The sequence below is a fragment of the Kribbella sp. CA-253562 genome (genome assembly GCF_050942265.1).
Classification (GTDB): domain Bacteria; phylum Actinomycetota; class Actinomycetes; order Propionibacteriales; family Kribbellaceae; genus Kribbella.
Genome location: NZ_CP192049.1, coordinates 3,952,529 through 3,977,973 on the forward strand (window position 1 = coordinate 3,952,529; position 25,445 = coordinate 3,977,973).

At 70.6% G+C, this 25,445-nt stretch carries 20 protein-coding genes; 10 read left to right on the plus strand and 10 right to left on the minus strand.

Annotated features, from left to right (window positions below):
- Positions 1–57: 57 nt before the first annotated feature.
- Positions 58–5,286: a hypothetical protein gene (locus tag ACQPXM_RS18740; RefSeq protein ID WP_432950304.1), complete on the plus strand. Its 5,229-nt coding sequence runs from the start codon at positions 58–60 to the stop codon at positions 5,284–5,286.
- Positions 5,287–5,296: 10 nt separating this feature from the next.
- Positions 5,297–6,229: an LLM class F420-dependent oxidoreductase gene (locus ACQPXM_RS18745; protein WP_432950306.1), complete on the plus strand. Its 933-nt coding sequence runs from the start codon at positions 5,297–5,299 to the stop codon at positions 6,227–6,229.
- On the opposite strand, the gene ACQPXM_RS18750 is transcribed toward ACQPXM_RS18745, so the two are convergent.
- The gene (locus tag ACQPXM_RS18750) at positions 6,217–7,431 is read right to left on the minus strand and encodes an MFS transporter (RefSeq protein WP_432950308.1); all 1,215 of its coding nucleotides are present in this window, start codon (positions 7,429–7,431) and stop codon (positions 6,217–6,219) included. The genes ACQPXM_RS18745 and ACQPXM_RS18750 overlap by 13 nt on opposite strands.
- 197 nt (positions 7,432–7,628) lie before the next feature.
- On the opposite strand from ACQPXM_RS18750, the gene ACQPXM_RS18755 reads away from it, so the two are divergent.
- Positions 7,629–10,445, plus strand: a complete 2,817-nt coding sequence (locus tag ACQPXM_RS18755; RefSeq protein ID WP_432950310.1) for an aconitate hydratase — start codon at positions 7,629–7,631, stop codon at positions 10,443–10,445.
- On the opposite strand, the gene ACQPXM_RS18760 is transcribed toward ACQPXM_RS18755, so the two are convergent.
- Entirely contained in the window at positions 10,391–10,930 is a 540-nt protein-coding gene (locus ACQPXM_RS18760) for an RNA polymerase sigma factor (protein ID WP_432950312.1), read from the minus strand. The two genes, ACQPXM_RS18755 and ACQPXM_RS18760, sit on opposite strands and share 55 nt — an antisense overlap.
- A gap of 188 nt (positions 10,931–11,118) precedes the next feature.
- Here ACQPXM_RS18760 and ACQPXM_RS18765 point away from each other — a divergent pair, with 188 nt between their 5' ends.
- On the plus strand, positions 11,119–11,835 hold the full coding sequence (locus ACQPXM_RS18765; protein ID WP_432950314.1) for a sulfite exporter TauE/SafE family protein: 717 nt from the start codon (positions 11,119–11,121) through the stop codon (positions 11,833–11,835).
- Between the two features lie 33 nt (positions 11,836–11,868).
- Positions 11,869–12,414 (plus strand): HEAT repeat domain-containing protein, encoded by a 546-nt coding sequence (locus ACQPXM_RS18770; protein ID WP_432950316.1) that lies wholly within the window; start codon positions 11,869–11,871, stop codon positions 12,412–12,414.
- 247 nt (positions 12,415–12,661) lie between these two features.
- Here ACQPXM_RS18770 and ACQPXM_RS18775 read toward each other — a convergent pair whose 3' ends face one another.
- Both ACQPXM_RS18775 and ACQPXM_RS18780 read right to left on the minus strand, forming a co-directional pair.
- Complete coding sequence (locus ACQPXM_RS18775; protein ID WP_432950318.1) at positions 12,662–13,306, minus strand: maleylpyruvate isomerase family mycothiol-dependent enzyme; 645 nt, start codon at positions 13,304–13,306, stop codon at positions 12,662–12,664.
- 89 nt (positions 13,307–13,395) lie between these two features.
- On the minus strand, positions 13,396–14,154 hold the full coding sequence (locus tag ACQPXM_RS18780; RefSeq protein ID WP_432950320.1) for a DeoR/GlpR family DNA-binding transcription regulator: 759 nt from the start codon (positions 14,152–14,154) through the stop codon (positions 13,396–13,398).
- Between the two features lie 49 nt (positions 14,155–14,203).
- Here ACQPXM_RS18780 and ACQPXM_RS18785 point away from each other — a divergent pair, with 49 nt between their 5' ends.
- On the plus strand, positions 14,204–14,731 hold the full coding sequence (locus ACQPXM_RS18785) for a DUF4406 domain-containing protein (RefSeq protein ID WP_432950322.1): 528 nt from the start codon (positions 14,204–14,206) through the stop codon (positions 14,729–14,731).
- A 57-nt stretch (positions 14,732–14,788) separates the two neighbouring features.
- Here ACQPXM_RS18785 and ACQPXM_RS18790 read toward each other — a convergent pair whose 3' ends face one another.
- From ACQPXM_RS18790 to ACQPXM_RS18810, 5 genes are all read right to left on the minus strand, one after another.
- A complete protein-coding gene (locus ACQPXM_RS18790; RefSeq protein WP_432950324.1) occupies positions 14,789–16,150 on the minus strand; it encodes an RNA polymerase sigma factor in 1,362 nt (453 codons plus the stop codon).
- A 260-nt stretch (positions 16,151–16,410) separates the two neighbouring features.
- The gene (locus ACQPXM_RS18795) at positions 16,411–16,755 is read right to left on the minus strand and encodes a YciI family protein (protein ID WP_432950326.1); all 345 of its coding nucleotides are present in this window, start codon (positions 16,753–16,755) and stop codon (positions 16,411–16,413) included.
- 83 nt (positions 16,756–16,838) lie between these two features.
- Positions 16,839–17,252 carry an HIT family protein gene (locus ACQPXM_RS18800; RefSeq protein ID WP_432950328.1) on the minus strand — a complete coding sequence of 138 codons (414 nt, stop codon included), beginning with the start codon at positions 17,250–17,252 and terminating at the stop codon, positions 16,839–16,841.
- The gene (locus ACQPXM_RS18805; protein ID WP_432950330.1) at positions 17,252–19,159 is read right to left on the minus strand and encodes a Na+/H+ antiporter; all 1,908 of its coding nucleotides are present in this window, start codon (positions 19,157–19,159) and stop codon (positions 17,252–17,254) included. The genes ACQPXM_RS18800 and ACQPXM_RS18805 overlap by 1 nt, the downstream gene beginning before the upstream one ends.
- A gap of 56 nt (positions 19,160–19,215) precedes the next feature.
- Positions 19,216–19,710 carry a DUF402 domain-containing protein gene (locus ACQPXM_RS18810; protein WP_432950332.1) on the minus strand — a complete coding sequence of 165 codons (495 nt, stop codon included), beginning with the start codon at positions 19,708–19,710 and terminating at the stop codon, positions 19,216–19,218.
- Between the two features lie 53 nt (positions 19,711–19,763).
- On the opposite strand from ACQPXM_RS18810, the gene rfbB reads away from it, so the two are divergent.
- Both rfbB and ACQPXM_RS18820 read left to right on the plus strand, forming a co-directional pair.
- On the plus strand, positions 19,764–20,762 hold the full coding sequence (gene rfbB, locus ACQPXM_RS18815) for a dTDP-glucose 4,6-dehydratase (protein ID WP_432950334.1): 999 nt from the start codon (positions 19,764–19,766) through the stop codon (positions 20,760–20,762).
- Entirely contained in the window at positions 20,708–21,388 is a 681-nt protein-coding gene (locus tag ACQPXM_RS18820; protein WP_432950336.1) for a hypothetical protein, read from the plus strand. Before rfbB ends, ACQPXM_RS18820 begins: the two co-directional genes overlap by 55 nt.
- On the opposite strand, the gene ACQPXM_RS18825 is transcribed toward ACQPXM_RS18820, so the two are convergent.
- Positions 21,381–21,884 (minus strand): DUF402 domain-containing protein, encoded by a 504-nt coding sequence (locus ACQPXM_RS18825; RefSeq protein WP_432950338.1) that lies wholly within the window; start codon positions 21,882–21,884, stop codon positions 21,381–21,383. The genes ACQPXM_RS18820 and ACQPXM_RS18825 overlap by 8 nt on opposite strands.
- A 157-nt stretch (positions 21,885–22,041) precedes the next feature.
- On the opposite strand from ACQPXM_RS18825, the gene dxs reads away from it, so the two are divergent.
- Both dxs and ACQPXM_RS18835 read left to right on the plus strand, forming a co-directional pair.
- Positions 22,042–23,934 carry a 1-deoxy-D-xylulose-5-phosphate synthase gene (dxs, locus tag ACQPXM_RS18830; RefSeq protein WP_432950340.1) on the plus strand — a complete coding sequence of 631 codons (1,893 nt, stop codon included), beginning with the start codon at positions 22,042–22,044 and terminating at the stop codon, positions 23,932–23,934.
- Positions 23,897–25,333, plus strand: coding sequence for a hypothetical protein (locus tag ACQPXM_RS18835; protein WP_432950342.1), 1,437 nt, complete (start codon positions 23,897–23,899; stop codon positions 25,331–25,333). Before dxs ends, ACQPXM_RS18835 begins: the two co-directional genes overlap by 38 nt.
- The last annotated feature ends 112 nt before the right edge of the window (positions 25,334–25,445 follow it).

The window sequence follows — 25,445 nt, forward strand, 5'->3', positions numbered from 1 at the left end:
ACCTGACGCTGCACCTTTCCCCGGACCTCTGCGCCGGGAAATTCCGCTGGAGACCCGATGCCGCTCGTCGACCTGGATGACCCGGAGGAGTTGCGCGCCCGCTGGAGCGCCCTCGCCGCGGTCGCTCACGCCACCGGCTTCGACCGCCGCTGGTACGCCGACGCCGACGGCTGGTACCACCAGGACGAGACCAGTTCGGACCTGCGCATGGTCCGGCTCGACGGTGGGCGGTCGGTGCTGTTCGGGTACCACACCCAGCACAGCCGGACGGCCGGCACGGACCTGCTCGCCGGTGCGCCGGACTGGATCGGGCAGCCGGAGGTCAAGCAGCGGATCGCCGCGGGGACGCTCGGGTTCGTCTACGGGTCGTTCAACGGGACGTGGGCGCGGGCGTCGTACGAGGGCGACCCGTGGCAGCCGGTCGACGACGGCTTCGCGCCGATCGGCCAGTGGATCACGTCCGACGAGGAGTCGGCGCGCGAGCTGGTCGAGTGGGCGGCGGAGTGGGCCGACTACCTGGGTGGGCTCGACAAGCTGGTGCCGCTCGGGGTGGGGTTGATCCGGTCGGCGGCGGAGTCACGGTTGTCGGCTGAGGAGCTGGGTGGGTTCTTCGAGCGGCTGGGGATCGGGCCGAGATCGCCGCAGCAGCCGGATCTGTACGCGGCGCTGGCGGCGGCCGCGCAGTTCGATCAGGTGGTTGGTGGTGCGCCGGTGGAGCCGGTTGGGGCGCCGTACGTTGAGCCGTACGTCGCGCAACCGTACGTTGAGCCGTCCGTCGCGCAGCCGTACGCGGGGGAGCCGTACGCCGCGGAGCCGTACGCCGCGGAGGCGGTCGGGGACGATCGGTTCGGTGACGAGGCCGAGGACGAGGACGAGGAAGAACTTTTCATCGTCCCGCCGGGCGTCAGCCCCTTCACCAACCAGCCGATCACCGAGGACGCCGACCCGATCATCGGCGCCGAGACCCCGCACGACCCGCAGCCGCCGTACGCCGAGCGGCCGCCGTACGAGCCCGAGCCGCCGTACGAGCCCGAGCCGCCGTACAACCCGCAGCCGGCGTACGAGGCTCCTGCTCCGGAGCCGCCGCCTGCGGATTACGGCGTCGTCAGCAAGAAGCCACGCCTGTTCGGCCGCAAGAAGAAGCAGCGCGAGGAGGAAAACGCCTCCCTGGCCGGCCTCGGCCTCGTCGCCCCCGAGCCCGCTCCCGCCCCACCGGCCTACGACCGCCCCCTCCCGTCCTCGGAACCGCCACGCGTAGGCGCCCCGGTGGAAGACGGCGAAGACTTCTACGCCAGCCTCTTCGCCGACGCCCCCGCCGCGGCCAGGTACACCCCCGACACCCCCACCGCGCAGCACCCCGCGGCATCCCCGGACGACGCCACCAGCGAGATCGCCGCCGTCCCCACCGCGGACGACACGGCGCCGTTCACCCCGTTCACTCCCGAAGCCGACACCGCCAACACGCCGTCCCTGGAAGACCGATCGGCCGAATCGCCGTACGCCCCGGAGTCACCCGCCGAGGCCTTCCCCGCGTCCGAGGAGGAGCCCCCGCCCACGGCCCACTCGCCGTTCGCGCCCGCCTACGACGAGTCGGCACCCGCCGCGTCGCCCTTCGCGCCGCCCGCTGAAAACCAGTCGGCAGTTCCCGGCTCGCCCTTCGCCCCGTCAGCCGAGGCGACCTCACCGTTCGCCCCCGCGCCGGCAAGCGCGTCCGACGACACCGGTGTCCTCAACCCCGTCGAACCCGACGACCGGACCTCGGTCGCGGACGACGACACCGGCGCGTTCGCACCCATCGACACCGATCAGCAGACCTCGACCGAGGACGACGACGACACCGGAGTCATCACGCCGGTGACCGAGCCGAACACGCTCGACGCGCCGACAGCCGACCAGGACGACGAACGATGGTCGGCCACACATGGCGACGGCAGGTCGACGTCTGCCGATGACGTGTTCGCTGGTCGGGAAGACGCGCGCCGATGGTCAGCCACGGACGAGGATGGTGGGCCGACCTCAGCCGACGATGGCTCCACCGACGCGTTCTCAGCTGGTCGGGAGAACGAGCGCCGGTGGTCTGCCACCGACGACGGCGGGGCGTCCGCCGATGACGATTCCGACGACACATTCACCGCTGCGCACGACGCGCGCCGATGGTCAACCACGGATGGCGACGCCGGGTCCAGGTCCGGGCCTGACAACTCCGGTGCCGACGCGTTCACCGCCGGTGGGGACGACCTCCGCAGACCGTCTGCTCCAGAGGACGACGGCCGGCCCACGTACTCGGCCGGCGGCTCGGGCACCGTCGACGCCTCGACCACCGCTCCGGACGACGTCGCCAGCCCGCCCGGTGCGGACGCTGAAGTCGACCACATGCAGCCCTTGGCCGACGCCGGGACGGTGGACTCCTTCACAGCAGGCGACGACACCGGCGTCGTCCCGCCGATCACCGATCCCATCTCGTCCGCCAAGGCCCCCGCGCCCACCCCCGACGACGACACCGAAGCGATCACGCCTCTCGGTCCCACCACCTCGCCCGTGGACCCCGACGTCGGCTTCGACCCAGCGGCAAGGCCCAACCAGCCGACTTCGCTCCTGGACGTCGGGCGGTTGGAATCGATCGACGCCGACGAGCCGACCTCGGATACTGAGCCAGCGGATCAGTCAGTACCGGCCGAGGAGCCGACCGCCTTCCTGGATTCCGCGCCGGGGGCTCAGTCGATGGATCCCGACGAACCGACCGCGTTCCTGGACGTCGAGCAGCAGGCCGGGACCCAGGAGCCGACCGCGTTCTTGGACGTCCCGCAGTCGTCCTCGTCCGCGGAGCCCAAGGATCCGACCTCACCGTTGGACGTCCCGCAGTCGTCCTCCTCCGCGGAGCCCGAGGATCCGACCTCACCGCTGGATGTCCCGCCGCGGTTCGACGGCGAGCAGCCGACCGCACCGCTGGACGCCCTCGAGTCGACCACGCCCCGGGATCCCCATCGCACCTCCCCGCTCGACGACTTCCGCGGTGCGTCCGACAGCGCAGCGGAGTCCGCGCCCCCGTCGCCGATGGAACGCGAGTGGGTCGGCGGTGCCTGGATCAACGGCGAGTGGATCGAGGACGCCGCCGCGTACCTCGCTGCCAACCCGCACCTGGCCCACCCGCCCCGCCCGGCGCGCCGCCAGCGCAGGAACCATCCCCTCGACCCAACCAACCCGGACCACACGTCCGGCGGGTCGTTGCAGCAAGCCGCACACCACCACGGCGCCGAGGCTGATGCGCGCGGCGTACGAAGAGCAGCGGACCAGCCCGCCGCACACGACGATCTCGGCGAGCGTGAAGCTGACGTACGAGGAACCGCCGACGTGCGCGACGGCGAGCGCGAGGCCGGCGTACGGGATGACGTTGATGCCCGGGCTGATGGTGTTGGTGCTGACATACGGGACGAAGCCGACGCCTCAGGCGCCGACGAAAGTGAGACCGGGGGCGACGGCCAGGCCGCGGCCGACGGGCAGATGGTTGCCGACGGCATCGAGGGATACCACGACGAGGAGCCGACCGCCGAGATCACGGCGTTGCCTGCCGAGCCGGATGAGGACATCGCGCGGGTCGACTCGGGCGACGGCGCGGCGGTGGGTGACGGGCCGCGGACCTATCCGCCGTTGAGCGATCAGTACGGCGGCTCGGGGGACGACGACTACGAGTTCGCGACCGACGTTTTCCACGACGAGATTCTCGGCAGTGCGGACTGGACCGCGGATCAGTTGGGGGAGAGCGCTGCGGCGCCGGAGGAACCGGCACAAGCCTCGGGTGAAGGTCGACCTGAAGTTGAGGGTGAGGCCTCCGGTACGCCGGCGGAGGCCGGCGACGTTGCGGGAGAGCCGACTGCGGCTGAGGTCGACGACGAGCGGGACGGCGCTCAAGGTGCCGACGAGGTAGTTGCCGTTGGCATCGACGACGCACCGGACTCCGGCGACGAAGCGCTGAGTGCGGGCGTCGTCGCAGAGGACCTCACGCCAGAGCGGACCGCTGAGGACGTGACGCCCGAGGCAGCCGCGGAGAGCGTCGCGTCCGAGGAGACGGCAGCGGACGTCGCGTCCGAGGAGACGGCAGCGGACGTCGCGTCCGAGGAGACGGCAGCGGACGTCGCGTCCGAGGAGACGGCAGCGGACGTCACGCCCAGGGAGACGGCTGGGGACGTCGCGCCCGACGAAACCGCAGCGGACGTCGAGACCGAGGAACCTGCCGAAGGTGCCGCGCCCGAGTCCCCAGCGGTCGCTGGAGCCGGCGAAGGTGCCTCGCTTGACGAGTCCGACGAGACGGCGGACGAAGTCGCGTCCGAGAACGCCGCGGCGGTCGTTGCCGTCGACAACGAGACGGCATCCGCAATCGAGCCCGAGCAACCCACCGAGCTGGTCGACCTCGACGACGCAGCCTCCGAGCCGATCGAGCCCGCCGGCCCCACTGGGACCGACAAGCCCGGGGATGCGCCCGCCGAGGCGAACGCCGCAACCGGGCCCGCTCGCCAGAGCCCGGAGGCAGCTGGTCTCACCGGCCGCACCGTGAACGACGCGACCGATCTCAAGGGTCACGCCCCGGACGACGCAACCGACGGGAACGGCCAAACCCCGGACGACGCGCCCCACGGCAACGGCCGAACCCCGGACGACGCGGCTGCCCTCAATGGAGACCCGGACGGCGAAGCCCACCGCAACGGCCACACCCCGAACACCACCCCCACCAACGCCCTCAACGGCCACCACCCCGACCCCACCGGCACCATGCTCATCCCCGAGCTCACCAGCCGCGGCACCCCCGTAGCTCTCCCACTCGGCGTAGAGCAGGCGATGCGCGCAGAACCCGAGCGCCCCCGCCCCAAGCCCGCCGAATCCCCAGCGTTCGAAGCACTGCGCGAATGGTGCCGCGTAAGGACCAACGTCGTCCCCTCCGGATTCACCATCCAGGTCCAGGTACTCGACCCCGCGCGGCCGTCGTACCGGTTCGACCTGGAGCCGGCGCAGGTCGACGACCCTGAATGGCCCGACGAGCGCCTGAGCGAACTGCTCGGCGACCTCTGGATCGCCGAGGCGCAGAGTGAGCACGGCGGTTGGCTGTTCGCGCGGATCGACGCGGCGGGACGAACGCTGCGGATCGACCGCTGGTACGACCAGGTCCCCGAATGGTGGGACACCAACCTGCCGAGCGAACTCGACGTCGAGGGCCTTGTCCGCCGCCTCTACCGCCGCGGCCCGGACTGGCAGCCGTCATACCTGGAGCAGCTGTACATCAGCGCGGGATAGCGTTGTCCCCATGTTGCTCAGGATCTTCACCGAACCCCAGCAAGGCGCCTCGTACGACGACCTGCTGACCGTCGCCCGCCGGACCGAGGAGTGCGGGTTCGACGCGTTCTTCCGTTCCGACCACTACCTCGTGATGGGCGACGGCGACGGGCTGCCCGGTCCGACCGACGCCTGGATCACGCTGGCCGGGCTGGCGCGCGAGACCCAGCGGATCAAGCTCGGCACGCTGGTCAGCTCCGCCACCTTCCGCAACCCCGGCGTGCTCGCGATCAGCGTCGCGCAGGTCGACCAGATGAGCGGCGGCCGGGTCGAGCTCGGGCTCGGCGCCGGCTGGTACGAGGCCGAGCACGCGGCGTACGGGCTGGACTTCCCGGACACGCCCGGCCGGTTCGACCTGCTCACCGAGCAGCTCGAGCTGATCACCGGACTGTGGGACACGCCGGTGGGGGAGAAGTACGACTTCGCGGGCAAGCACTACCAGCTCAAGGACTCGCCGGCGCTGCCGAAGCCGGTCCAGCAGCCGCACCCGCCGATCATCATCGGCGGCGCCGGCAAGAAGCGGACCCCCGCGCTCGCCGCCCAGTACGCCGCCGAGTTCAACGCCGGCTTCCGGGATCTCGACGGCACCAAGGTGCTGTTCGACCGCGTCCGAGCAGCCTGTACGACGGCCGGCCGTGACCCGGAGACCCTCGCCCTGTCGGCCGCGCACCGCGTGGTCGTCGGCAAGGACGACGCCGAGGTCGAGCGCCGCGCCGCGGCCGCCGGGTGGTCGGTCGAGGAGCTCCACCGGAGCGGCGTCGGCGGCACCCCCGCGCAGGTCGTCGACAAGCTCGGCCAGTTCGCCGAGCTCGGCGCCGACCGCTTCTACGTCCAGATCATGGACCTGACCGACCTGGACCACCTGGACCTGATCGCGTCGGACGTCCTGCCTCACGTCTCCTGAGCGAGCGCCCTCGCGGGACGCCGCATGATCGCCGCGGTCACGGCGAAGAGTGCGGCGGACCCCGCGAGGGCCAGCGGCAGGCCGACCAGGTGCGCGACGAGCGCGATCAGCAAGCCGCAGGTCACCTCGCCGAGGTACTCGGCCTGCGCGAGGAACGAATGCGTGGTCGCCCGTACGTCGCTGGTCGTGCGCGCGTTCACCCAGATCATCGCGATCACCCGGGTGAGCGGCACGGCGATGCCCGACACGACGACCAGCGCCACGCCGGCGCTGACCGAATCCGGCGCGAACGCCAGCCCGGCGGTTCCCACCGCCCCGATCGCGGCCGCTACGCCGTACGAGTGGCGCGCGTGTTCGCCGTCGAGGCGCCGCTGGACGATCCGCAAAGCCAGCGCGCCGACGGCGAGCGCGACCACGCCCAGCCCGGTCAACCAGATGATCGGGTCGAGGCGGGACGGTAGGCCGAGTTCGACCAGTTGCTTCGGGGCAAGGCGGCCGCCGGCGTCGGACGCGCCGTTGATCAGGAACGTCGCCAGGAAGATCCGCAGCAGCTCCGGACTCCGGCGTACCAGCGAGACGCCCCTGCGGAACGTCGTCCAGGACGCCGACCACCGAGGGCCCTCAGCCGGGACGAACCGTTGCTCGCTGAACCGGACGGCGACGTACCCGCCCAGCAGCAGCATCGCCGAGCCGGCGACAACGATCGCGAGATCGCGCCGCGTCGCCCAGGCCAGCGCCCCGATCACCACCAGCCCGGTCGCCGCACCGGTCAGCTGCGCGCGGGCGGTCCGGGCCAGCACAGCCGAGATGCGTTCCGGCGCGTCCAGCTCATCGGTGATCCAGGCAATGTCCGATCCGCTCGCGAAGGTCCAGGACAACCCCCACAGCACCTGGGTCCCGAGCAGCGCGACGAACGACGTCACCAGACCGGTGGTCACCATCGCGGTCCCCATCAGCACCTGCGACAGCACCAACGACCACTTACGGCTGAACGTGTCAGCCAGCACACCGGCAGGCACCTCACAACACAGCGCGAAGACTCCCTGCACGGCACCGATCAGCACGATCTGCGAAGCGGTCAGCCCCGCATCCACCACCAGATAGACCGAAGTAACCAGCCACCACCCGTTGTGCAGCACGGCCCGCGCCCACGTCCACCGGACAAAGGCAGCAACCAGCACGTCCTGACGCAACTCAGCCACCCGGCAGTCGACCAGCCACCCAACCCTGCCCGGCAAACGAATTACCGCCTCCGGCTGGGGTGTGAGTGGTGGCTCGATGTCGTGTATCTTGATGTCGAGAGACTTTGTGGGCGAGGTTAGGGCAGCCTGATCTCGCGGCCGGGCGGAGCGCTCGGCAGGATGGTTCCAGCGGAACAGACGGACAGAGGAGCAGGTTGATGGCCAGCGTCGACAGCTTCGGTGCCAAGGGTGCACTCGAGGTCAACGGACAGTCGTACGAGATCTTCAGGTTGGCGGGCATCGAGGGCGCGCAGACTCTGCCGTACTCGCTCAAGGTGCTGCTCGAGAACCTGCTGCGCACCGAGGACGGCGCGAACATCACCGCCGACCACATCACCAAGCTCGGCAACTGGGACGCCGCGGCGGCGCCGGACACCGAGATCCAGTTCACCCCGGCCCGGGTGATCATGCAGGACTTCACCGGGGTGCCGTGTGTCGTCGACCTGGCCACCATGCGCGAGGCCGTCGCCGAGCTGGGCGGCGACCCGACCAAGATCAACCCGCTGGCGCCGGCCGAGCTGGTGATCGACCACTCGGTGATCATCGACGTCTTCGGCCGCCAGGACGCCTTCGAGCGCAACGTCGAGCTGGAGTACGAGCGCAACCGCGAGCGCTACCAGTTCCTGCGCTGGGGCCAGACCGCGTTCGACGAGTTCAAGGTCGTCCCGCCGGGCACCGGCATCGTCCACCAGGTCAACATCGAGCACCTGGCCCGTACGGTGATGGTCCGCAACGGCCAGGCCTACCCCGACACCTGCGTCGGCACCGACTCGCACACCACGATGGTCAACGGCCTGGGCGTGCTGGGCTGGGGCGTCGGCGGTATCGAGGCCGAGGCCGCGATGCTCGGCCAGCCGGTGAGCATGCTGATCCCGAAGGTGGTCGGCTTCAAGCTGACCGGCTCGGTCCCGGCCGGCGCGACCGCGACCGACGTCGTGCTGACGATCACCCAGATGCTGCGCAAGCACGGTGTGGTCGGCAAGTTCGTCGAGTTCTACGGCGACGGCGTCGCGGCCGTCCCGCTGGCCAACCGCGCCACGATCGGCAACATGAGCCCGGAGTTCGGCTCGACCTGCGCGATCTTCCCGATCGACGACGTCACGCTGGAGTACCTGCGGCTGACCGGGCGCGCCGACAACGAGGTCGCACTCGTCGAGGCGTACGCCAAGGAGCAGGGCCTGTGGCACAACCCGGACGTCGAGCCGCGCTTCTCGGAGTACCTGGAGCTCGACCTGTCGACCGTCGTACCGTCGATCGCCGGCCCGAAGCGGCCGCAGGACCGGGTCGCGCTGAGCGAGGCGAAGCAGGCCTTCCGCGGCGCCCTGGTCGACTACGTGCCCGAGGAGGACAAGGTCGGCACCGCGGCGATCGACGCGGTGCCGTCGCTGGCCGACGAGAGCGTCGTCGAGTCGTTCCCGGCCAGCGACCCGCCGGCCAACGGGCGTGACCACTCCGAGGAGGCCCAGCCGCACGCGCCGCACCCGGCCGACGGCCGCCCCTCGAAGAAGACGATGATCAGCCTCAACGGTCAGGAGGTCGAGCTCGACCACGGCCACGTGGTGATCGCGTCGATCACCTCCTGCACCAACACGTCCAACCCGTCGGTCATGCTGGCCGCCGCGCTGCTGGCCAAGAACGCGGTCGACAAGGGCCTGACCAGCAAGCCGTGGGTGAAGACGTCGCTGGCGCCGGGCTCGAAGGTCGTCACCGACTACTACGAGAAGGCCGGCGTCACGCCGTACCTGGAGAAGCTCGGCTTCCACCTGGTCGGCTACGGCTGCACCACCTGCATCGGCAACTCGGGTCCGCTGCCCGAGGAGGTCTCGGCCGGTGTGCAGGAGGCCGACCTCGCGGTCGTGTCGGTGCTGTCCGGCAACCGCAACTTCGAGGGCCGGATCAACCCCGACGTCAAGATGAACTACCTCGCGAGCCCGCCGCTGGTGATCGCCTACGCGCTGGCCGGCACGATGGACTTCGACTTCGAGACCGATGCCCTGGGCAAGGACACCGACGGCAACGACGTGTTCCTGCGCGACATCTGGCCGGCCGCCGACGAGGTGGAGCGGGTGATCGCCTCCTCGATCAACAAGGAGATGTTCACCAAGGACTACGCCGACGTGTTCGCCGGTGACGAGCGCTGGCAGTCGCTGCCGACGCCGGAGGGCAAGACCTTCGCCTGGGACGCCGAGTCGACGTACGTGCGCAAGCCTCCGTACTTCGAGGGCATGGCCAAGGAGCCGTCGCCGGTCACCGACATCACCGGCGCGCGGGTGCTGGCCAAGCTGGGCGACTCGGTCACCACCGACCACATCTCCCCGGCCGGTTCGATCAAGGCCGACAGCCCGGCCGGCAAGTACCTGGCCGAGCACGGTGTGGACCGCAAGGACTTCAACTCCTACGGCTCGCGGCGCGGCAACCACGAGGTGATGATCCGGGGCACGTTCGCCAACATCCGGCTGCGCAACCAGATCGCGCCGGGCACCGAGGGCGGCTTCACCCGCGACTTCACCAAGCCGGACGCGCCGGTCACCAGCATCTACGAGGCCTCCGAGGCGTACGCCGAAGCCGGTACGCCGCTGGTCATCCTGGCCGGCAAGGAGTACGGCTCCGGCTCGTCGCGCGACTGGGCGGCCAAGGGTACGGCGCTGCTCGGCGCGAAGGCGGTCATCACCGAGTCGTTCGAGCGGATCCACCGGTCGAACCTGATCGGCATGGGCGTGCTGCCGCTGCAGTTCCCCGAGGGCGAGACCGCGGAGTCGCTCGGCCTGACCGGCGAGGAGACCTTCGACATCACCGGTGTCACCGCGCTGAACGACGGCGAGGTCCCGCGCACCGTGCATGTCACGGTCACCGGCACCGACGGCGCGGTCAAGGAGTTCGACGCCGTGGTCCGGATCGACACCCCCGGCGAGGCGGACTACTACCGCAATGGCGGCATCCTGCAGTACGTGCTGCGCTCGCTGATCGCTAGCTGAGTCACCCGGTACGACGGACGAAGGCCGGCAGCAGGGATCTCCTGCTGCCGGCCTTCGTCGCTTCGGCCGCTCAGCTCACCGGCACGGATCGAACCTGACCCGCGCATCCTGGCCGCGTGCGACGTTGTCGCCGATCTCCCAGATCGCCTGTCGACGGTCTTCAGCTTGGCCGCCAGGCTCCGGTACTGCGCCGGCGAACCGACGTCGGCGCGGATCATCAGGAAGTAGCGCCCCTTCGCCGGCAGGATGGTCGTCAGATCCGTAACACGCCGGTGAGCGCGACGGCGACCGCCGCCGCAGCCGTATGGCGAGGTTGTCGCGCCGAAGCCGGCACCGCCGGTGGTTGGCCACGACGCGCGGGCGACGCCGTACAGCCAGAGCCGGGCGGTCTCGTCGGCGGGGACCTCGTCGATCCGGCGCCAGGCCACGAGCATCGTCTCGGCGAAGACGTCGGCCGCGTCGTCGGGTGAACCGACCCGCCGCAACGCGTAGCCGAGCAGCCCGGGGAACTGGTCCTCGAGCAGTTCCCGGAATTTCAGCTCGTGCTCCGGGAGAGCCGATCCGCGCCGGTGCGGGCAGGCTCGATGTACTCCTCATGCCCGACCCATGTCCGGGAGTATGACCGTCGTTACAGGTCAGGTTGCGGCGGGCTCGGTGGGGCAGGATCTGCGCAATGGAGCTGAGTGTGCTGGTGCTGGGCGGGCTGGTGATCGTGCTGGCCTCCGTCGTCCAGTCGACGATGGGTCTCGGCCTGATGCTGGTCGCGGCGCCGGTGGTCACGTTGCTCGACCCGTCGCTGATGCCGGGCGGCATGCTGGTGCTCGGGATGGCTCTGCCGGTGCTGACGGTGATTCACGAGTGGCGGCACGTCAACTGGTCGCAGGCTGGCTGGTTGACCGGCGCTCGCGCGGTCACGACGCCGTTGGGCGTGCTGCTGCTCGGCTGGCTGTCGGCGCGCGCGATCGGCGCGGTGGTCGGCGTCGTGGTGCTCGTCGCCGTCGCGCTGACCGCGTGGAAGCTGCGGGTCGCGACCAGCCGGCGCAACCTGATCATCGCCGGGGCGGTCGCGGGCGTTTCCGGCACCGCGGCGTCGATCGGCGGACCACCGGCGGCGGTCGTCCTGCAGCACGAACCAGGGCCGCGGCTGCGGGCGACGCTCGGAGCGTTTTTCGTGGTCGGATCGATGGTGTCGCTGGGTGGGCTGGCGATCGGCGGCGAGCTCACCGCGCATCAGCTCGCGTACGGCGCGGTGTGGCTGCCGGCGTTGGCGATCGGTTTCGCCGTGGCCGTCCCGCTGCAGAAGCGGCTGAACGGCCCGCGGCTGCGGCAGGCGGTGCTGACCTTGGCCGCGGTGTCGTCGGTCGTGGTGATTCTCCGGTCGGTGCTCTGAGAATCTGTCGGTGGGACGCGCTGTACTGGGTTGATGCATCCGAAGGACGTCGTACGGGCTGCGTGCGCCGAGTACGGCGAGGACGTGGTGGTGGAGTGGTGCGTCGCGCTGCTGACCGGCGAGATCTCGGGTGAGGACGCGTTCGGGGCCGAGTTGCCGAAGCTCGTGGCGATCACCGGAAGGCCGGATCCGGGTGGGTGGGCGAAGCCGGTCGATCCGGTGAACTACTACTGGGTGCGGGTCTGGGCCGCGCGGGCGCTGATGTACGCGTGGCGCGACGAGGCGGTCGAGGGGCTCCGGGTCGTGGCGGACGATCCGGCTTGGCGGGTCCGGGAGCACGTTGCGCGGATCACTGCGCAGCGCGAGCTCGGCGAGCTGGTCGATGCGTTGCTGCCGATGCTCGAGCACGAGTTGCCGCGGGTGCGGGCGGCCGGCGTACGGGCGGTGGGTGCGGCGGGGGAGTACGAGCATGTCAGGGCGGTGGAAGCGTTGCGTGATGATCCTGACCCGACCGTTCGGGCTGCTGTGGAGAAGGCGCTGGAGAGGCTGGCGGCCCGGCTGGACCGCAGCCTCGGCTGACGTGCTCGGGGCACCGAGGTGGCTCGTGACGGGCTGGATCAGGCCGGGGCCGGGGTGGCTCGTGACGTGCGGGGTCAGACCGGGGCCGGGGTGGCTCGTGACGTGCTGGTCAGACCGGGGCCGGGTCGGCAGGTGACGTGCTGGATCAGACCGGCCGGGCGGCTCGTGCCGGAGTGGATCAGGCCGCCCGCGGCGACACATGGTGGCTGGATCAAGCCGCGCCCGCGGCGGCACCTGCCGGGCTGGGTCAGGACGCGGCCGCTAGAGCGGTCTGGATCTGGGGGAGCGCCGAGCCGGACAGGCCGGCGAGGCCGGCGGGGCGGCCGGTGGCGGTGAGGATCAGATCGGCGAGCGGGCCGTGCAGTTCGCGAGAGCCGGAGCCGCCGGACCACGGGTGGTCGGTGGCGATCAGGCGGGTGTCGCGCAGGCGCTTGTGCGCGCCGTAGAACTTGCTGCCGATCACGTGCTCCAGCGCGATCACCGCGGCGTCGGCGGGCATCTCCCGCGGACGGTCCAGCGGGCGGGCGACGTCCTGACCATGGACCAGAGCGTCCAGCAGCGGGTCGACGATGCCGGCGCCGAGAGTGCGGTGTGGCGAGGACGCGGTCTCGCGCAGTTGGGCGACGAGTTCGGCGGGGGAGAAGCGCGCGGCGCGTTCGGTCGCCAGGGTGTACTCCATCCGGTCGAAGCTGCCGCGCGCCCGGATCGCCTCCTTGACGACCATCCGGAACGTGGTTCGCGTGGACAGCGTCATGTGCGCCGCGACGTCGTGCACGGTCCAGCCGGCGCACAGCGAGTCGGCCCGCCACTCGGGCTCGCTCAGGCTCTCGAACAAGTCGGCGAGGCTGAGCCGCTCGGCGGTGGTGAGAGCGAGGATCGCGCGGTCGTCCATGGTGGTTCCTTCCGTCGTTCGGTGTCTCCCTCACCACGAACGACCGACGCGGGGATGGACACCGACCTGGGAAATTTCGTCGCCGGAGATCAGGACGGGGTGGTCACCTGGACGCCGGCGCCGCGCAGTTCACGGACCGTGCGATCGTCATCGGGCGCGTCGGTGAGGATGCCGGCGACATCGTGCAGCGGAAGTACGGAAAAACGTGAAGCCGTGCCGAGCTTCTCCGCGCTGCCGAGCACGTACGTCTCGGCCGCCCGGCGCGAGAGCGCCCGTTTCATCGCGGCCTCGTCGGCGTCGCCGGTGGTCAGTCCCGCCTCGGCATGCACCCCGGTCACCCCGAGCAGGAACAGGTCAGCGCTCACCGCCTGCGCGGCCTCGACCGCCGCGGCGCCGCTCGCCACCATCGAGTGCCTGAACACCCGGCCGCCGATGAGGAAGATCTCGATCCCTCGATGTTCGGTGAGCGCCGCGGCGATCGTCGGGCTGTGCGTGATCACGGTCGCTTCCAGCGTGAGCGGGAGCGCGGCGACCACCGCCCGCGCCGTGGTACCGCCATCCAGGATCACCGCACTGCCTGGGCGGACGAGGCTCGCCGCCAGGCCGGCGACCACGGTCTTGCCTGCGATCGCGACACGCTGCCGGGTCGTGTAATCGGCGACCGCCGGTGAGATCGGCAGCGCGCCGCCGTACACCCGCTGACACAGTCCGGCCGCTGCGAGCTCGCGAAGATCCCGCCGGACGCTGTCCTCGGAGATCCCGAGTTCGTCGGCCACATCCTTGGCGACGATCCGCCCGTGGGTGGACAGCCTCTCGAGCAGCAGATCCCGTCGTTGTGCCGCCAGCATTCACATTCCTCCTTGTTTGTGCACATTGTTGCACGTTATGGTCGGTGTCGTGAACAAACCGATGCTCGTCCTGATCGCCGGTCCCTACCGCTCCGGCACCGACGGCGACCCTGACCGGATCGCCGCCAACCTGCGCCGCCTCGAGTCGGCCGCGTGGCCGATCCATGCCAAGGGCCACATCCCGATGATCGGCGAGTGGGTCGCCCTGCCGGTCCTACGCGGCGCCGCCGACCAGTCCGGTACGGCGGAGGCTGCCGAGCGCGGTGTCGCCGACCGGTCCGGTACAGCGGAAGCGCCTGAGGGCGACGTGATGTACGACGTCGCCGACCAGTTCGGCGCGGCGGAGGCGCCCGAGGGTGAGGGGATGGACGACGTCGCCGACCAGTCCGGTGCGGCGTACGCGCCGGAGGGCGACGTGATGTACGACGTCGCCGGGCGACTCCTGCAGCACTGCGACGCGGTGCTCCGCCTGACCGGCGAATCGCACGGCGCGGACCGCGACGTGGAGATCGCCAAGGAGCGCGGACTGCCGATCTACCACGACGCGGCCGAGATCCCGGCCTACGTCCCGCAGTAGCCGGAGGCGCCAAAAGGGCGTCGCACAAAAAGCCGACCTCCGCTGGCGACCCAGCGATCAGCTGTCGACTCCGAGCCTCCGCAGCCGCCGCTCGACGTGTCGGCGTTCTGGGTCGGTTCCGGCGGTCTCCAGCGCCTCGCGGTACGCCTCGGACGCCTCGGGCAGGCGGTTGAGGCGTTGGAGCAGATCGGCGCGCGCGAGGTGGTACGGGTGGTAGCCGCGCAGCAGGGGCTCGTCGGCGAGTTCGTCGAGCAGGAGGAGACCTGCCTCGGGGCCGTCGCGTAGCGCGATTGCGGCCGCGCGGTTGAGTGCGATCACCGGGGACGGCACGAGCGCCAGCAGTACGTCGTACAGGGCGACGATCTGCGGCCAATCGGTGGTCGCGACGTCGGCGGCCTCGTCGTGCAGGGATGCGATGGCGGCCTGGACGCCGTACGGGCCGGGTGGGCCGGTGATCGCCTGGGGGACGAGCGTGCGGCCCTCCTCGATCATCGCGCGGTCCCAGCGGCTGCGGTCCTGTTCGTCTAGCAGCACGAGTTCGCCATCCGGGCCGGTGCGGGCGTCTCGGCGGGCGTGGATCAGCAGCATCAGTGCGAGCAGCCCTGTGACCTCGCGGTCGGCCGGCATCAGCCGGTGCAGGATGCGCGCCAGCCGGATCGCCTCCTCGGCGAGGTCGACCCGCTGGAGTTCGGCGCCGGAGCTGGCGGCGTACCCCTCGGTGAAGATCGAGTACGCCACCTGCAGGACGCCGGGCAGGCGCTCGGGCAGCTCGTCGGCCGCCGGTACCCGGAACGGGATCCGGGCTTCGCGGATCTTCTTCTTCGCCCGGACGATCCGCTTGGCCATCGTCGCCGTCGGGACGAGGAACGCGCGGGCGACTTCGGGGGTGGTCAGGCCCGCGAGGCACCGCAGGGTCAGGGCGATCCGGTCCTCGGCGGGCAGCGCCGGATGCGCGCAGGTGAAGAACAGTTGCAGCCGGTCGTCCGGCAACTCGCCTTCGACATCGGCCGCGGGCGCCGGTCCGGTCCGGTCGGCTTCCACCTGCAGGACCGCGAGGCGCGCGGCGTATGTCTTGTCTCGGCGCAGCCGGTCGACCGCTTTGCGCCGGGCCGTCGTCATCAGCCAGGCGCCGGGCTTCGGCGGCACCCCGTCCACGGGCCATTTCTCCAGCGCGATCTCGATGGCCTCGGAGGTCACCTCCTCGGCGAGATCCAGGTCGCCGAACCGGCGGGACAAGGCCGCCAGCAATCGCCCCCGCTCCTCGCGGAAGACCTGCTCGACCATCCCCACCGAGTCGGTGGAAACGAAGGCGGGGGAGTCGGAGGCGCTCGGCTCCCCGCCTGCAGCGGGCGTGGAGTGGGGTACGCCGCCGTCCGGGGTGGTGGTTGGGTCGGCCTGGCCCTGGGTGGGCGTGGGCATGCCCCCGCCCGACGTGGGTGTGGATTCGGCCCTGCCCGGGCTGGGTGTGAGCTCGCCCTCGCCCGACGTGGGCGTGCGGTCGCCCCGGCCCGGGGTGGGCGCGGAGTCCGCCACGCCCGGGGTCGGCGTGAGGTCGTCCTCGCCCGGCGTGGTCGTTGGGTCGCCCCGGCCCGGGGTGGGCGTGGAGTCGCCCCCGCCACAAGTGGGCGTGGACCCGCCCCCGCCCGAAGCGGGCGGGAGCGGAAACGTACCCTCAACCATCAGCCGAAGTCGGCGACCGGGCGGACGACGATGTTGCTGCCGCCACGGGCGCCGGGGCAGCGTGCTGCCCAGTCGAGGGCGACGTCCAAATCGGGTACGTCGATCACGTAGAAGCCGCCGAGCACCTCGCGGGTCTCGGCGAACGGCCCGTCGGTGACCGTGCGGCGCCCGGCGGCGTCGACCTTCACGGTGGTCGCGGTGACCAGGTCGGCCAGTGACTCGCCGGACACGAAGATCCCGGCGTCGCGGACCTCCTTGTCGTAGGCCATCCAGTCGGCGGGCGTACAGCCCTCGACGTCGCCGTCCGGCGTGACGGCGGCGTTGATCAGCAGCAGGTACTTCACGGTGGTTCTCCTCGGTTCGTCGGTCGGTACGGCATCACCACGAACGACCCGACCCCGGATGGACAGCGGCCGCGAAAAAACTTCTAGCCGAGCGCGGACCGCAGATCAGCCGCGTACGACGCGGCCTCGGCGTCGTCGGCGTACTTGGTCCGCGGCCAGAAGAATCCGCGCAGCCCGTCACCCTTGGTCCGCGGCACCACGTGAACGTGCAGGTGCGGCACCGACTGCGAGACCACGTTGTTCACCGCGACGAACGACCCCTGCGCCCCGTACGCCGTACGCACCGCCGCGGCCACCGACCGCGCCGCCCCGAACAGCGGCACGGTCAGCTCGTCCGGCAGCTCGACCATCGTCGCGACGTGCTCGCGCGGCACGATCAGCGTGTGCCCCTTGAACACCGGCCGGATGTCGAGGAACCCGACCACCTCGGGCGTCTCCAGCACCAGGTGCGCCGGCGTCGACCCCGCGATGATCGAGCAGAACAGGCAGTCGGCCATCAGCCGAGGGTTTCGTCCACGAAGCACCAGCGCCAGTTCTCGCCGGGCTCGAAGCTGCGCATCACCGGGTGCTCGGTGGAGTCGAAGTGCTTGCTGGCGTGCTTGTGTTCGGACGAGTCACAACAACCGACATGACCACAGCCCAGGCACAGGCGCAGGTGCACCCAGGTGCCGCCCTCGGCCAGGCACTCCTCGCAACCGTCCGGAGTGTTCGGCGTCAGCACCAGCGGTGCGTGGGCCAGGTGGTCGCACGGGCCGCCCGGAGGAGGCGGTACGCGAAGGTCGTCCGACTGTCCGCCGACGTCGTCGGCTTCTGCGCGATCCAAGATGGACTCCTCGATGTCGAGTGCGATCTGTGCCCGTTGCAGCACCTCGTCGGCGACGAGGCCCTCGTCCCGGACCTTGAGGATGTGCCCACGCTCGGCCTGCAGCATGGTCATCCGAAGTCGACGATATGCCTCACTCGGCGTTTCGTACTCGGTTTCGGGCCGGCCGAGTCGTTCCCAAGCGGCCAGCGCCCGCGCCTCGCCGCGCTGGCGCAGCAGGTCGATCACCTGCGGCGGGTCGTCGGGCGTGATGACGCGGTCCAGTTCCTCCTCGCCGGCCTTGTGCGCACCCTGCAGTACGGCGGCCTCCTGCAGCGCGTCCTCGGCCGGGTCGGGACCGGGCAGCCGCATCCGGCGTACGAGCCAGGGCAGCGTCGAGCCCTGGAGCAGCAGCGTCCCGGCGGTCACGGCCAGCGCGATGAACACCAGCACCTCGCGGTGCGGCGTGTCCTCCGGCAGGACGAACACGGCGGCCAGCGTGACCACACCGCGCATACCCGCCCAGGACAGCACGGTCAGCCCTTGCCAGGACACCGGTCCCGGTCGCGACCGGCCGAGCACCCTGCGGGACAGCATGGTGACCGGGAACATCCAGATCGGCCGGATCAGTACGACCGTGAGGAAGACCCCGATCGTCGCGATCGCGATCGTGCTCGTCGACAGCGGACTCATCGCCAGGTCGTCGAGGATCCACCGGGTCTGCAGGCCGATCAGCAGGAACACGGTGTTCTCCAGCAGGAACTGGAACGTGCGCCAGTTGGTCCGCTCGGAGATGCGGGACGCCGCCGACTGGATGATCGGCGCCTTGTGACCGAGCAGCAGCCCGGTCACCACCACAGCCAGTACGCCGGACGCGTGCACGTAGTGGTTCTCCGCCGCGACGTACGCGATGAACGGCGCGGTCAGGCTCAGCGTGGTGTCCAGCACCGGGTCGGTGAACCGCTTGCGGATCTTGGCCAGCGCGATCGCCACCACGAGGCCGACCACGATTCCGCCGCCGGCGGCGCGGAGGAAGTCGAGGCTGACGTGCAGGAACGTCGGCGCGACGACGGCCGCTCCGATCGCGGTCCGCAGGCACACCAGCGCGGTCGCGTCGTTCAGCAGGCTCTCGCCTTCGAGGATGGTCACGAGCCGGCGGGGCAGGCCGACCTTCTTGGCGATCGCGGTCGCCGCGACCGCGTCCGGCGGCGCGACCACCGCGCCGAGCGCGAACGCGGCCCACAGCGGCAGCCGCTCCTGCCCGTCCGCCTCGGCCATCCCGCCGAGCAGCCAGTACGCGACCAGGCCGACGCCGACCGCGGTGAACGCGACCAGCCCGACCGACAGCGTGCCGATCGAGCGCCGGTGCTGGGAGAAGTCGACCAGGCTGGTCTTGATCGCCGCCGAGTACAGCAGCGGCGGCAGGAAGCCGACCAGCACCACCTCGTGCGACAGTTCGACCCGCGGGACGAACGGCAGGTACGACACCCCGACACCGATCACGACCAGCAGCAGGGGAGCCGAGACCCCGATCCGGCGGGCCAGTGCGGCACCCGTCGCCACCAGCGCGACCAGGGCGACGATCTCGATCGCGATTTCCACGCGCACAGTGTGGCAGGCAGATCCTCATTCCGCGCGCAAGGGCTGAGGACCCTCGATCAGCGAATCCGGTCCAGGTAGGCCTTGTACTCGGTCAGGAACGGCTCCTCGGTCAGCACCGCGGAGGCCAGCCAGTCGCAGGAGGCCTGGGCGGCGCGGATCACGTCGGCCGGGTAGTCGTACTTCACCTGGTGCTCGGCGAACTCGTCCTCGTCGTCGACGTAGAAGCTGCCGTCGCGCCGCTTCACCACGTCCAGGTCGAGGTCGATCATCGTGAACTCGTCGTCGCCGAACGTCACCGGCGTGGTCACGTCGCAGTAGATCTCGGTCTTCTGCGGGGCGTCGTTGAAGCTCGCCGTGTACCACCGGTCGCGCGGGAACAGCTGGACGACGGCCGCGGGCATCGCGATCTCCGGCTCCTCGCCGCGCTGGGCGATCGCACCGGCCGGCGCACCCAACCACACGCCGTACTGGTCCTCTCCCAGGAACGTCATCCACTGGTGCCAGTGGAGCTTGCCGTCGTACTTGCGATACACAACCCGCACCTTGCGCATGGCGTCACCGTACCGGCGCGGCCGGTCACCTCCTGAATCGCTATCCTGTGCCGATGCGACGGATGCTCATCACCGGCGGCGCCGGATTCATCGGCTCGAACTTCGTGCACGACACCGTGCGGCGCTACCCCGACGTCGAGGTGACCGTGCTCGACGCGCTCACCTACGCCGGCAGCCGCAGCAACCTCGACCCGGTCGCCGAGCAGGTCACGTTCGTGCACGGCGACATCTGCGACGCCGAACTGGTCGACAAGCTGGTCGCCGCGACCGACGTCCTGGTGCACTTCGCCGCCGAGTCGCACGTCGACAACTCGCTGAACGACCCGTCGCCGTTCATCAAGTCCAACATCATCGGCACCTTCACGCTGCTCGAGGCGGTCCGCAAGCACGACAAGCGGATGCACCACATCTCCACCGACGAGGTCTTCGGCGACCTGCCGCTGGACTCGGTCGAGCAGTTCACCGAGACCACGGCGTACGACCCGTCCAGCCCGTACTCCGCGTCCAAGGCGAGCTCGGACATGCTGGTCCGCGCCTGGGCCCGCTCGTACGGCGTGGCCGCCACCCTGTCGAACTGCGCGAACAACTACGGCCCGTACCAGCACGTCGAGAAGCTGATCCCGCGCCAGATCACCAACGTGCTGATCGGCGACAAGCCCAAGCTGTACGGCGCCGGCGAGAACGTCCGCGAATGGACCCACGTCGACGACCACAACGACGCCGTCCACCGCATCATCACCGACGGCCGCCTCGGCGAGACCTACCTGATCGGCTCCGGCGACGAGCGCAGCAACAAGCAGATCATCCAGAAGATCCTCATCCTGATGGGCGAGCCCGAAGACGCCTTCGTCCACGTCAACGACCGCCCCGGCCACGACCTGCGCTACTCCAACGACTCCACCAAGATCCGCACCGAACTCGGCTGGCAACCCCGCTACGCCGACTTCGACGCCGGCCTGGCCGCCACCATCGACTGGTACAAGTCCAACACGGCGTGGTGGGAGCCCCAGAAGGGCACCGCCGAAGCGAAGTACAAGGTCCTCGGCCGCTGACCCTGCACCCGCCGTACGACGAACTCGCCGTACGGCGCCGGCTGGCGGTCCTGGATCGCAACCGGAAAGCGCTGTTCGCTGCCCTCTGCACGGAACACCTGTGGCCGCTGTACGAGCGGTACGCCGCGGCGGTCGGCCGGAATCCGGCGGACCTCGCCCCGATCGTCGACCGCCTCTGGGCAGCGCTCGCCGGTGAACCCGTCGACCCGACCTTCGACCTGCCGGTCGTCCAGCAGCAGTTGCTCGACGAGGACGCCCCGGGTTGGACGGTCGGGTCCGCGTACGTCGACGACGCCACGGCGAGCCTCGTGTACGCGATCGAAACCTGGCGCACGGACGACGCCCAGAACGCGGCCTGGTCGGCCCGCCGCTTGCACGACGCCGCAGATCACGCCGTACAAGCCGCCCTGAACGCGGAGATCAGGAACGGCGTCGGAGACGGCGCCGACACTGAGGCCCGAAGGTTCGCGCACCCGATCACGCAGACTGCGATCGGCTTCATCGCCGACGCGCTCCAGGCCGCGGAGAGCAGCCCACCGCTTGACTGGCCGGCTTTACGTCAGAGCGCCCGGCTGAAAGCCCACACTTGGAGTCCGACCACCGAGCGCAGACCGGCGATCAGCTGAGTTCGCGGACTCGGTCCAGATAGGTCTTGTAGACCGTCAGGAACGGTTCCGTTGTGGTGATGTTGGCCACGATCCACTCGCACGTCGCCTGGGCTGTGGCGACTACCTGGGGTGGATACCCGTAGTGCACCTGGTGCGCCGCGAACTCGTCCTCGTCCATCACCCGGACCGTGCCGTCGCGGAGCCGGCGGATGTCGAGGTCGAGGTCGACCGCGGTGACCGAGTCGACGCCGAACTCGGGCGGCATGGTGATGTCGCAGTAGATCTCGGTGGAGTGCGGGGCGTCGTTGAACAGGGCGCTCCACCACTGGCCGCGGGGGAACAGGCGGACGCGGTGGTGGTCGACGGTGATCCAGGTGCCGTCGGCGCGCTGGGCGGGGTCGCCGGGGCGGGAGCCGACCCACAGGCCGTGGTCGTCCTCGCCGAGGTGGACCGACTCCATCAAGCGGTGCGGGCGGCCGTCGTACTTGCGGAACAGGGTCCGCACCATCTCCATGGCGGTTACTCTAGGTGAGATGGACGGCGCCGGTGAACCACTCGGGCGTCGGCGGCGTCCCGTAGGGTGAGATCACTCCGGCGGGCCTTGCCGTGTTCGGTAACACCGGCCGGGGTGCATAGACTCGACCATTCGAGGACAACCTGCGGAGGAGCTCGTGCGCTTGCTGGACACGGTCGGAGGGCCGGCGGACCTCAAGGGACTGACCGATCAGCAGCTGACGGAGCTGGCCGCGGAGGTCCGCGACGTGCTCGTCGAGACGGTCTCGCGGACCGGTGGTCACCTGGGACCCAACCTCGGCATGGTCGAGATCACCCTGGCGATGCACCGCGTGTTCGACTCGCCACGCGACCGGCTCGTCTTCGACACCGGTCACCAGACCTACGTGCACAAGCTGCTGACCGGCCGGGCGGCGAAGTTCGACACGCTGCGCCAGCAGGGCGGCCTGTCCGGCTACCCGAGCCAGGCCGAGTCCGAGCACGACATCGTCGAGAACAGCCACGCCTCGACCTCCCTGTCGTACGCCGACGGCCTGGCCAAGGCCTACCGGCTGCGCGGTGAGGACCGGCACGTGGTCGCGCTGATCGGCGACGGCGGCCTGACCGGCGGCATGGCCTGGGAGGCGCTGAACAACATCGCCGCCTGCGACGACCTGAAGCTGGTCGTGATCGTCAACGACAACGGCCGCTCCTACAGCCCGACCGTCGGCGGTCTGGCCACGCACCTGACCAGCCTGCGCACCAACCCGCGCTACGAGAAGATCCTCGACCTGGTGAAGACCAACCTCGGCCGTACGCCGTACGTCGGCCCGCCGATGTACGAGGTGCTGCACGGGGTGAAGAAGGGCCTGAAGGACATGCTCGCCCCGCAGGGCATGTTCGAGGACCTCGGCCTGAAGTACGTCGGCCCGGTGGACGGCCACGACCGCGCCGCGATGGAGGACGCGCTGGCCAAGGCCAAGGCCTTCGGCGGGCCGGTCCTGGTGCACGCGGTCACCCAGAAGGGCTTCGGGTACGCCGCCGCCGAGCAGGACGAGGAGGACAACTTCCACCAGATCCGCCCGCTGCACAAACCGCGCGGCTGGACCGACGTGTTCGCCGAGGAACTGGTCGACATCGGTCACCGCCGTCCCGACGTGGTCGCGATCACCGCGGCGATGCTGCACCCGACCGGCCTGGCCGCGTTCGCGCAGGAGTTCCCGGACCGGATCTTCGACGTCGGCATCGCCGAGCAGCACGCGGTGACCAGCGCCGCCGGGCTCGCGATGGGCGGTCTGCACCCGGTCGTCGGCCTCTACGCGACGTTCCTCAACCGCGCCTTCGACCAACTGCTGATGGACGTCGCGCTGCACAAGTGCGGCGTGACCTTCGTGCTCGACCGCGCCGGCGTCACCGGTGACGACGGCGCGAGCCACAACGGCATGTGGGACATGTCGCTGCTCCAGGTCGTGCCCGGCCTGCGTCTGGCCGCCCCGCGCGACGGCAAGCGGATCGGCGAACTGCTCAACGAGGCGATCGACGTCGACGACGCCCCGACGGTCCTGCGCTACGCCAAGGGCGAGGTCTTCCCCGACATCGAGGCGATCGACCGGATCGGCGGCACCGACGTCCTGGTCCGCACCGGCAACGACGTCCTGCTGATCGGGATCGGCTCGATGGCCGCGACCGCCGTCGACGTCGCCGAGCGGCTCGGCGCGCAGGGCTTCGGCGTCACCGTCGTCGACCCGCGCTGGGTCAAGCCGGTCGCGCCGGAGCTGGTCGAGCTGGCCGGCAAGCACAAGTACGTCGTGACGATCGAGGACAACGGCCGCGTCGGCGGCTGCGGTGCCGCGATCGCGCAGGCGATCCGGGACGCCGGGGTGAGCACGCCGGTCCGCGACTTCGGCATCCCGCAGCGGTTCCTCGACCACGCGAAGCGGGCCGCGGTGCTGCAGGAGATCGGTCTGACCGGTCAGGAGCTGGCCCGCGACGTGATCGAGATGATCACCCGGCACCAGGGGGACGCGATCACCAGTGAGCCCGACACCGCCCGCCGGCCCGGCGGAGCCTGACCCCGAGCCTGCTCCCTGGTTCCCCCAGCAGCAGGTTCCGGACCAGCCCAAGACCCACGAACCGCCGCGTGAGCAGCCGCGAGGCCGGCACGCGGCGGCGCCCCGGCGGCGCGGAGTCGCACCGCTTCTGATCGCCCTCGCCCTCGTGGCCGCCGCCGTCGCCGGGGGACTCGCGCTGCACAGGTCCGGCACCACCGGTACGACGCCGCCCGTCGCCACCGCGTCGCAGACGCCGGCGGTCGATCGCGCCGCCCGAGCGTCCGGCGTCGACGCCGTGCTGGCCGGTCGCGCCGCGGCCGTCCTGCAGAACAGGCCGGACCAGTTCCTCGCGGCGGTCGACCCGGCCAACAAGGCGCTGGTCGCCCGGCAGCGCACGCTGTTCGCCAACCTGCGCCAGTTCGGGTTCGCCAGCCTGCGGTACGAGCGACTCCAGGAGCAGTACGACCAGGCCATCACCGATCGCTACGGTCCGAGCACCTTCGTCGTCGCGATCGCGATGACGTACCAGATCCGCGGCATCGACCCGGTCCCCGCGCGGACCATGCTGGGCTACACGTTCGTCCAGCGCCCCGGCGACCGATGGATGCTGGTCTCCGACACCGACCTCGACAAGCGGCTCCCGCGCGGCTCCCACCAGGAGGCCTGGGACGTCGGCGAGGTGCTGGTCAAGCGCGGTCCGCGGACGCTGGTCGTGGTGGAGAAGGACCAATCCCAGCTGGCCACGAGCCTGCTCGCGAAGGCCGGCAGCGCGGTCAAGGCGGTCAGCCGCAGCTGGCCCGGCGGCTGGACCGGCGCGGGCGTCGTGATCGCGCTCGACGACAAGATCGTCCGGGGCGCCGACTACACGCTGCCGAAAAACGCCGAGGACGCGCTCGCGATGGCGACCTGGGTCTACCGGTCGCTGCCCGGCGAGGTCAGCGGCGTCGGGGAGCGCACCGACTCCTACGTTGTGATCAACCCGCGCAACCGCGGCAAGGTCGACGCCCGCACGCTCGCGCACGAGTTCACCCACGTCGCCACCGCGCCGTACGGGACGTTCGCTCCGCGCTGGCTGGTCGAAGGCGCGGCCACCTGGGTCGAGTTCCTGCCGATGGACGGCGCCCGCGATCTGGCGATTGGCACCTACCGGCAGTCCGTTCGGACCAGGTACCTGGCCAAGGCGAAGGCGTTGCCCCCGGACGCGACGTTCTTCCGCGACTCGGTCACGTCGTACCCGCTGGCCTGGCTGGCCGTCGACCTGATCCACGAGCGGTACGGCGGTACGGAGCTGGTCACGCTCTACCAGGAGATGGCCGCGCTCGGGCAGACCCAGCAGGAGCGCGACCGGATCATGATGGAGCATCTCGGCATCACCGAGGCGGGCCTGTTCCAGGCCCTGAAAGCCGCCGCGGCCGCCTGACCGATCATGAAACCGGTTCCGGGGATTCCCGGGGAATCCGGGGGTAAGTTGTATACCCGGCGTGTCGGTGGTGGATCCGGCTGGACCGAGTAGGGTAGCCGGGCTGTCGCTG

What these genes read in the sequence shown, in the direction of transcription:
- ACQPXM_RS18740 (WP_432950304.1), top strand. Translation starts at nt 58, where the DNA reads ATGCCGCTCGTCGACCTGGATGACCCGGAGGAGTTGCGCGCCCGCTGG.
- ACQPXM_RS18745 (WP_432950306.1), top strand. Translation starts at nt 5,297, where the DNA reads ATGTTGCTCAGGATCTTCACCGAACCCCAGCAAGGCGCCTCGTACGAC.
- ACQPXM_RS18755 (WP_432950310.1), top strand. Translation starts at nt 7,629, where the DNA reads ATGGCCAGCGTCGACAGCTTCGGTGCCAAGGGTGCACTCGAGGTCAAC.
- ACQPXM_RS18765 (WP_432950314.1), top strand. Translation starts at nt 11,119, where the DNA reads ATGGAGCTGAGTGTGCTGGTGCTGGGCGGGCTGGTGATCGTGCTGGCC.
- ACQPXM_RS18770 (WP_432950316.1), top strand. Translation starts at nt 11,869, where the DNA reads ATGCATCCGAAGGACGTCGTACGGGCTGCGTGCGCCGAGTACGGCGAG.
- ACQPXM_RS18775 (WP_432950318.1), bottom strand. Translation starts at nt 13,306, where the DNA reads ATGGACGACCGCGCGATCCTCGCTCTCACCACCGCCGAGCGGCTCAGC.
- ACQPXM_RS18780 (WP_432950320.1), bottom strand. Translation starts at nt 14,154, where the DNA reads ATGCTGGCGGCACAACGACGGGATCTGCTGCTCGAGAGGCTGTCCACC.
- ACQPXM_RS18790 (WP_432950324.1), bottom strand. Translation starts at nt 16,150, where the DNA reads ATGCCCACGCCCACCCAGGGCCAGGCCGACCCAACCACCACCCCGGAC.
- ACQPXM_RS18800 (WP_432950328.1), bottom strand. Translation starts at nt 17,252, where the DNA reads ATGGCCGACTGCCTGTTCTGCTCGATCATCGCGGGGTCGACGCCGGCG.
- ACQPXM_RS18810 (WP_432950332.1), bottom strand. Translation starts at nt 19,710, where the DNA reads ATGCGCAAGGTGCGGGTTGTGTATCGCAAGTACGACGGCAAGCTCCAC.
- rfbB (WP_432950334.1), top strand. Translation starts at nt 19,764, where the DNA reads ATGCGACGGATGCTCATCACCGGCGGCGCCGGATTCATCGGCTCGAAC.
- ACQPXM_RS18825 (WP_432950338.1), bottom strand. Translation starts at nt 21,884, where the DNA reads ATGGAGATGGTGCGGACCCTGTTCCGCAAGTACGACGGCCGCCCGCAC.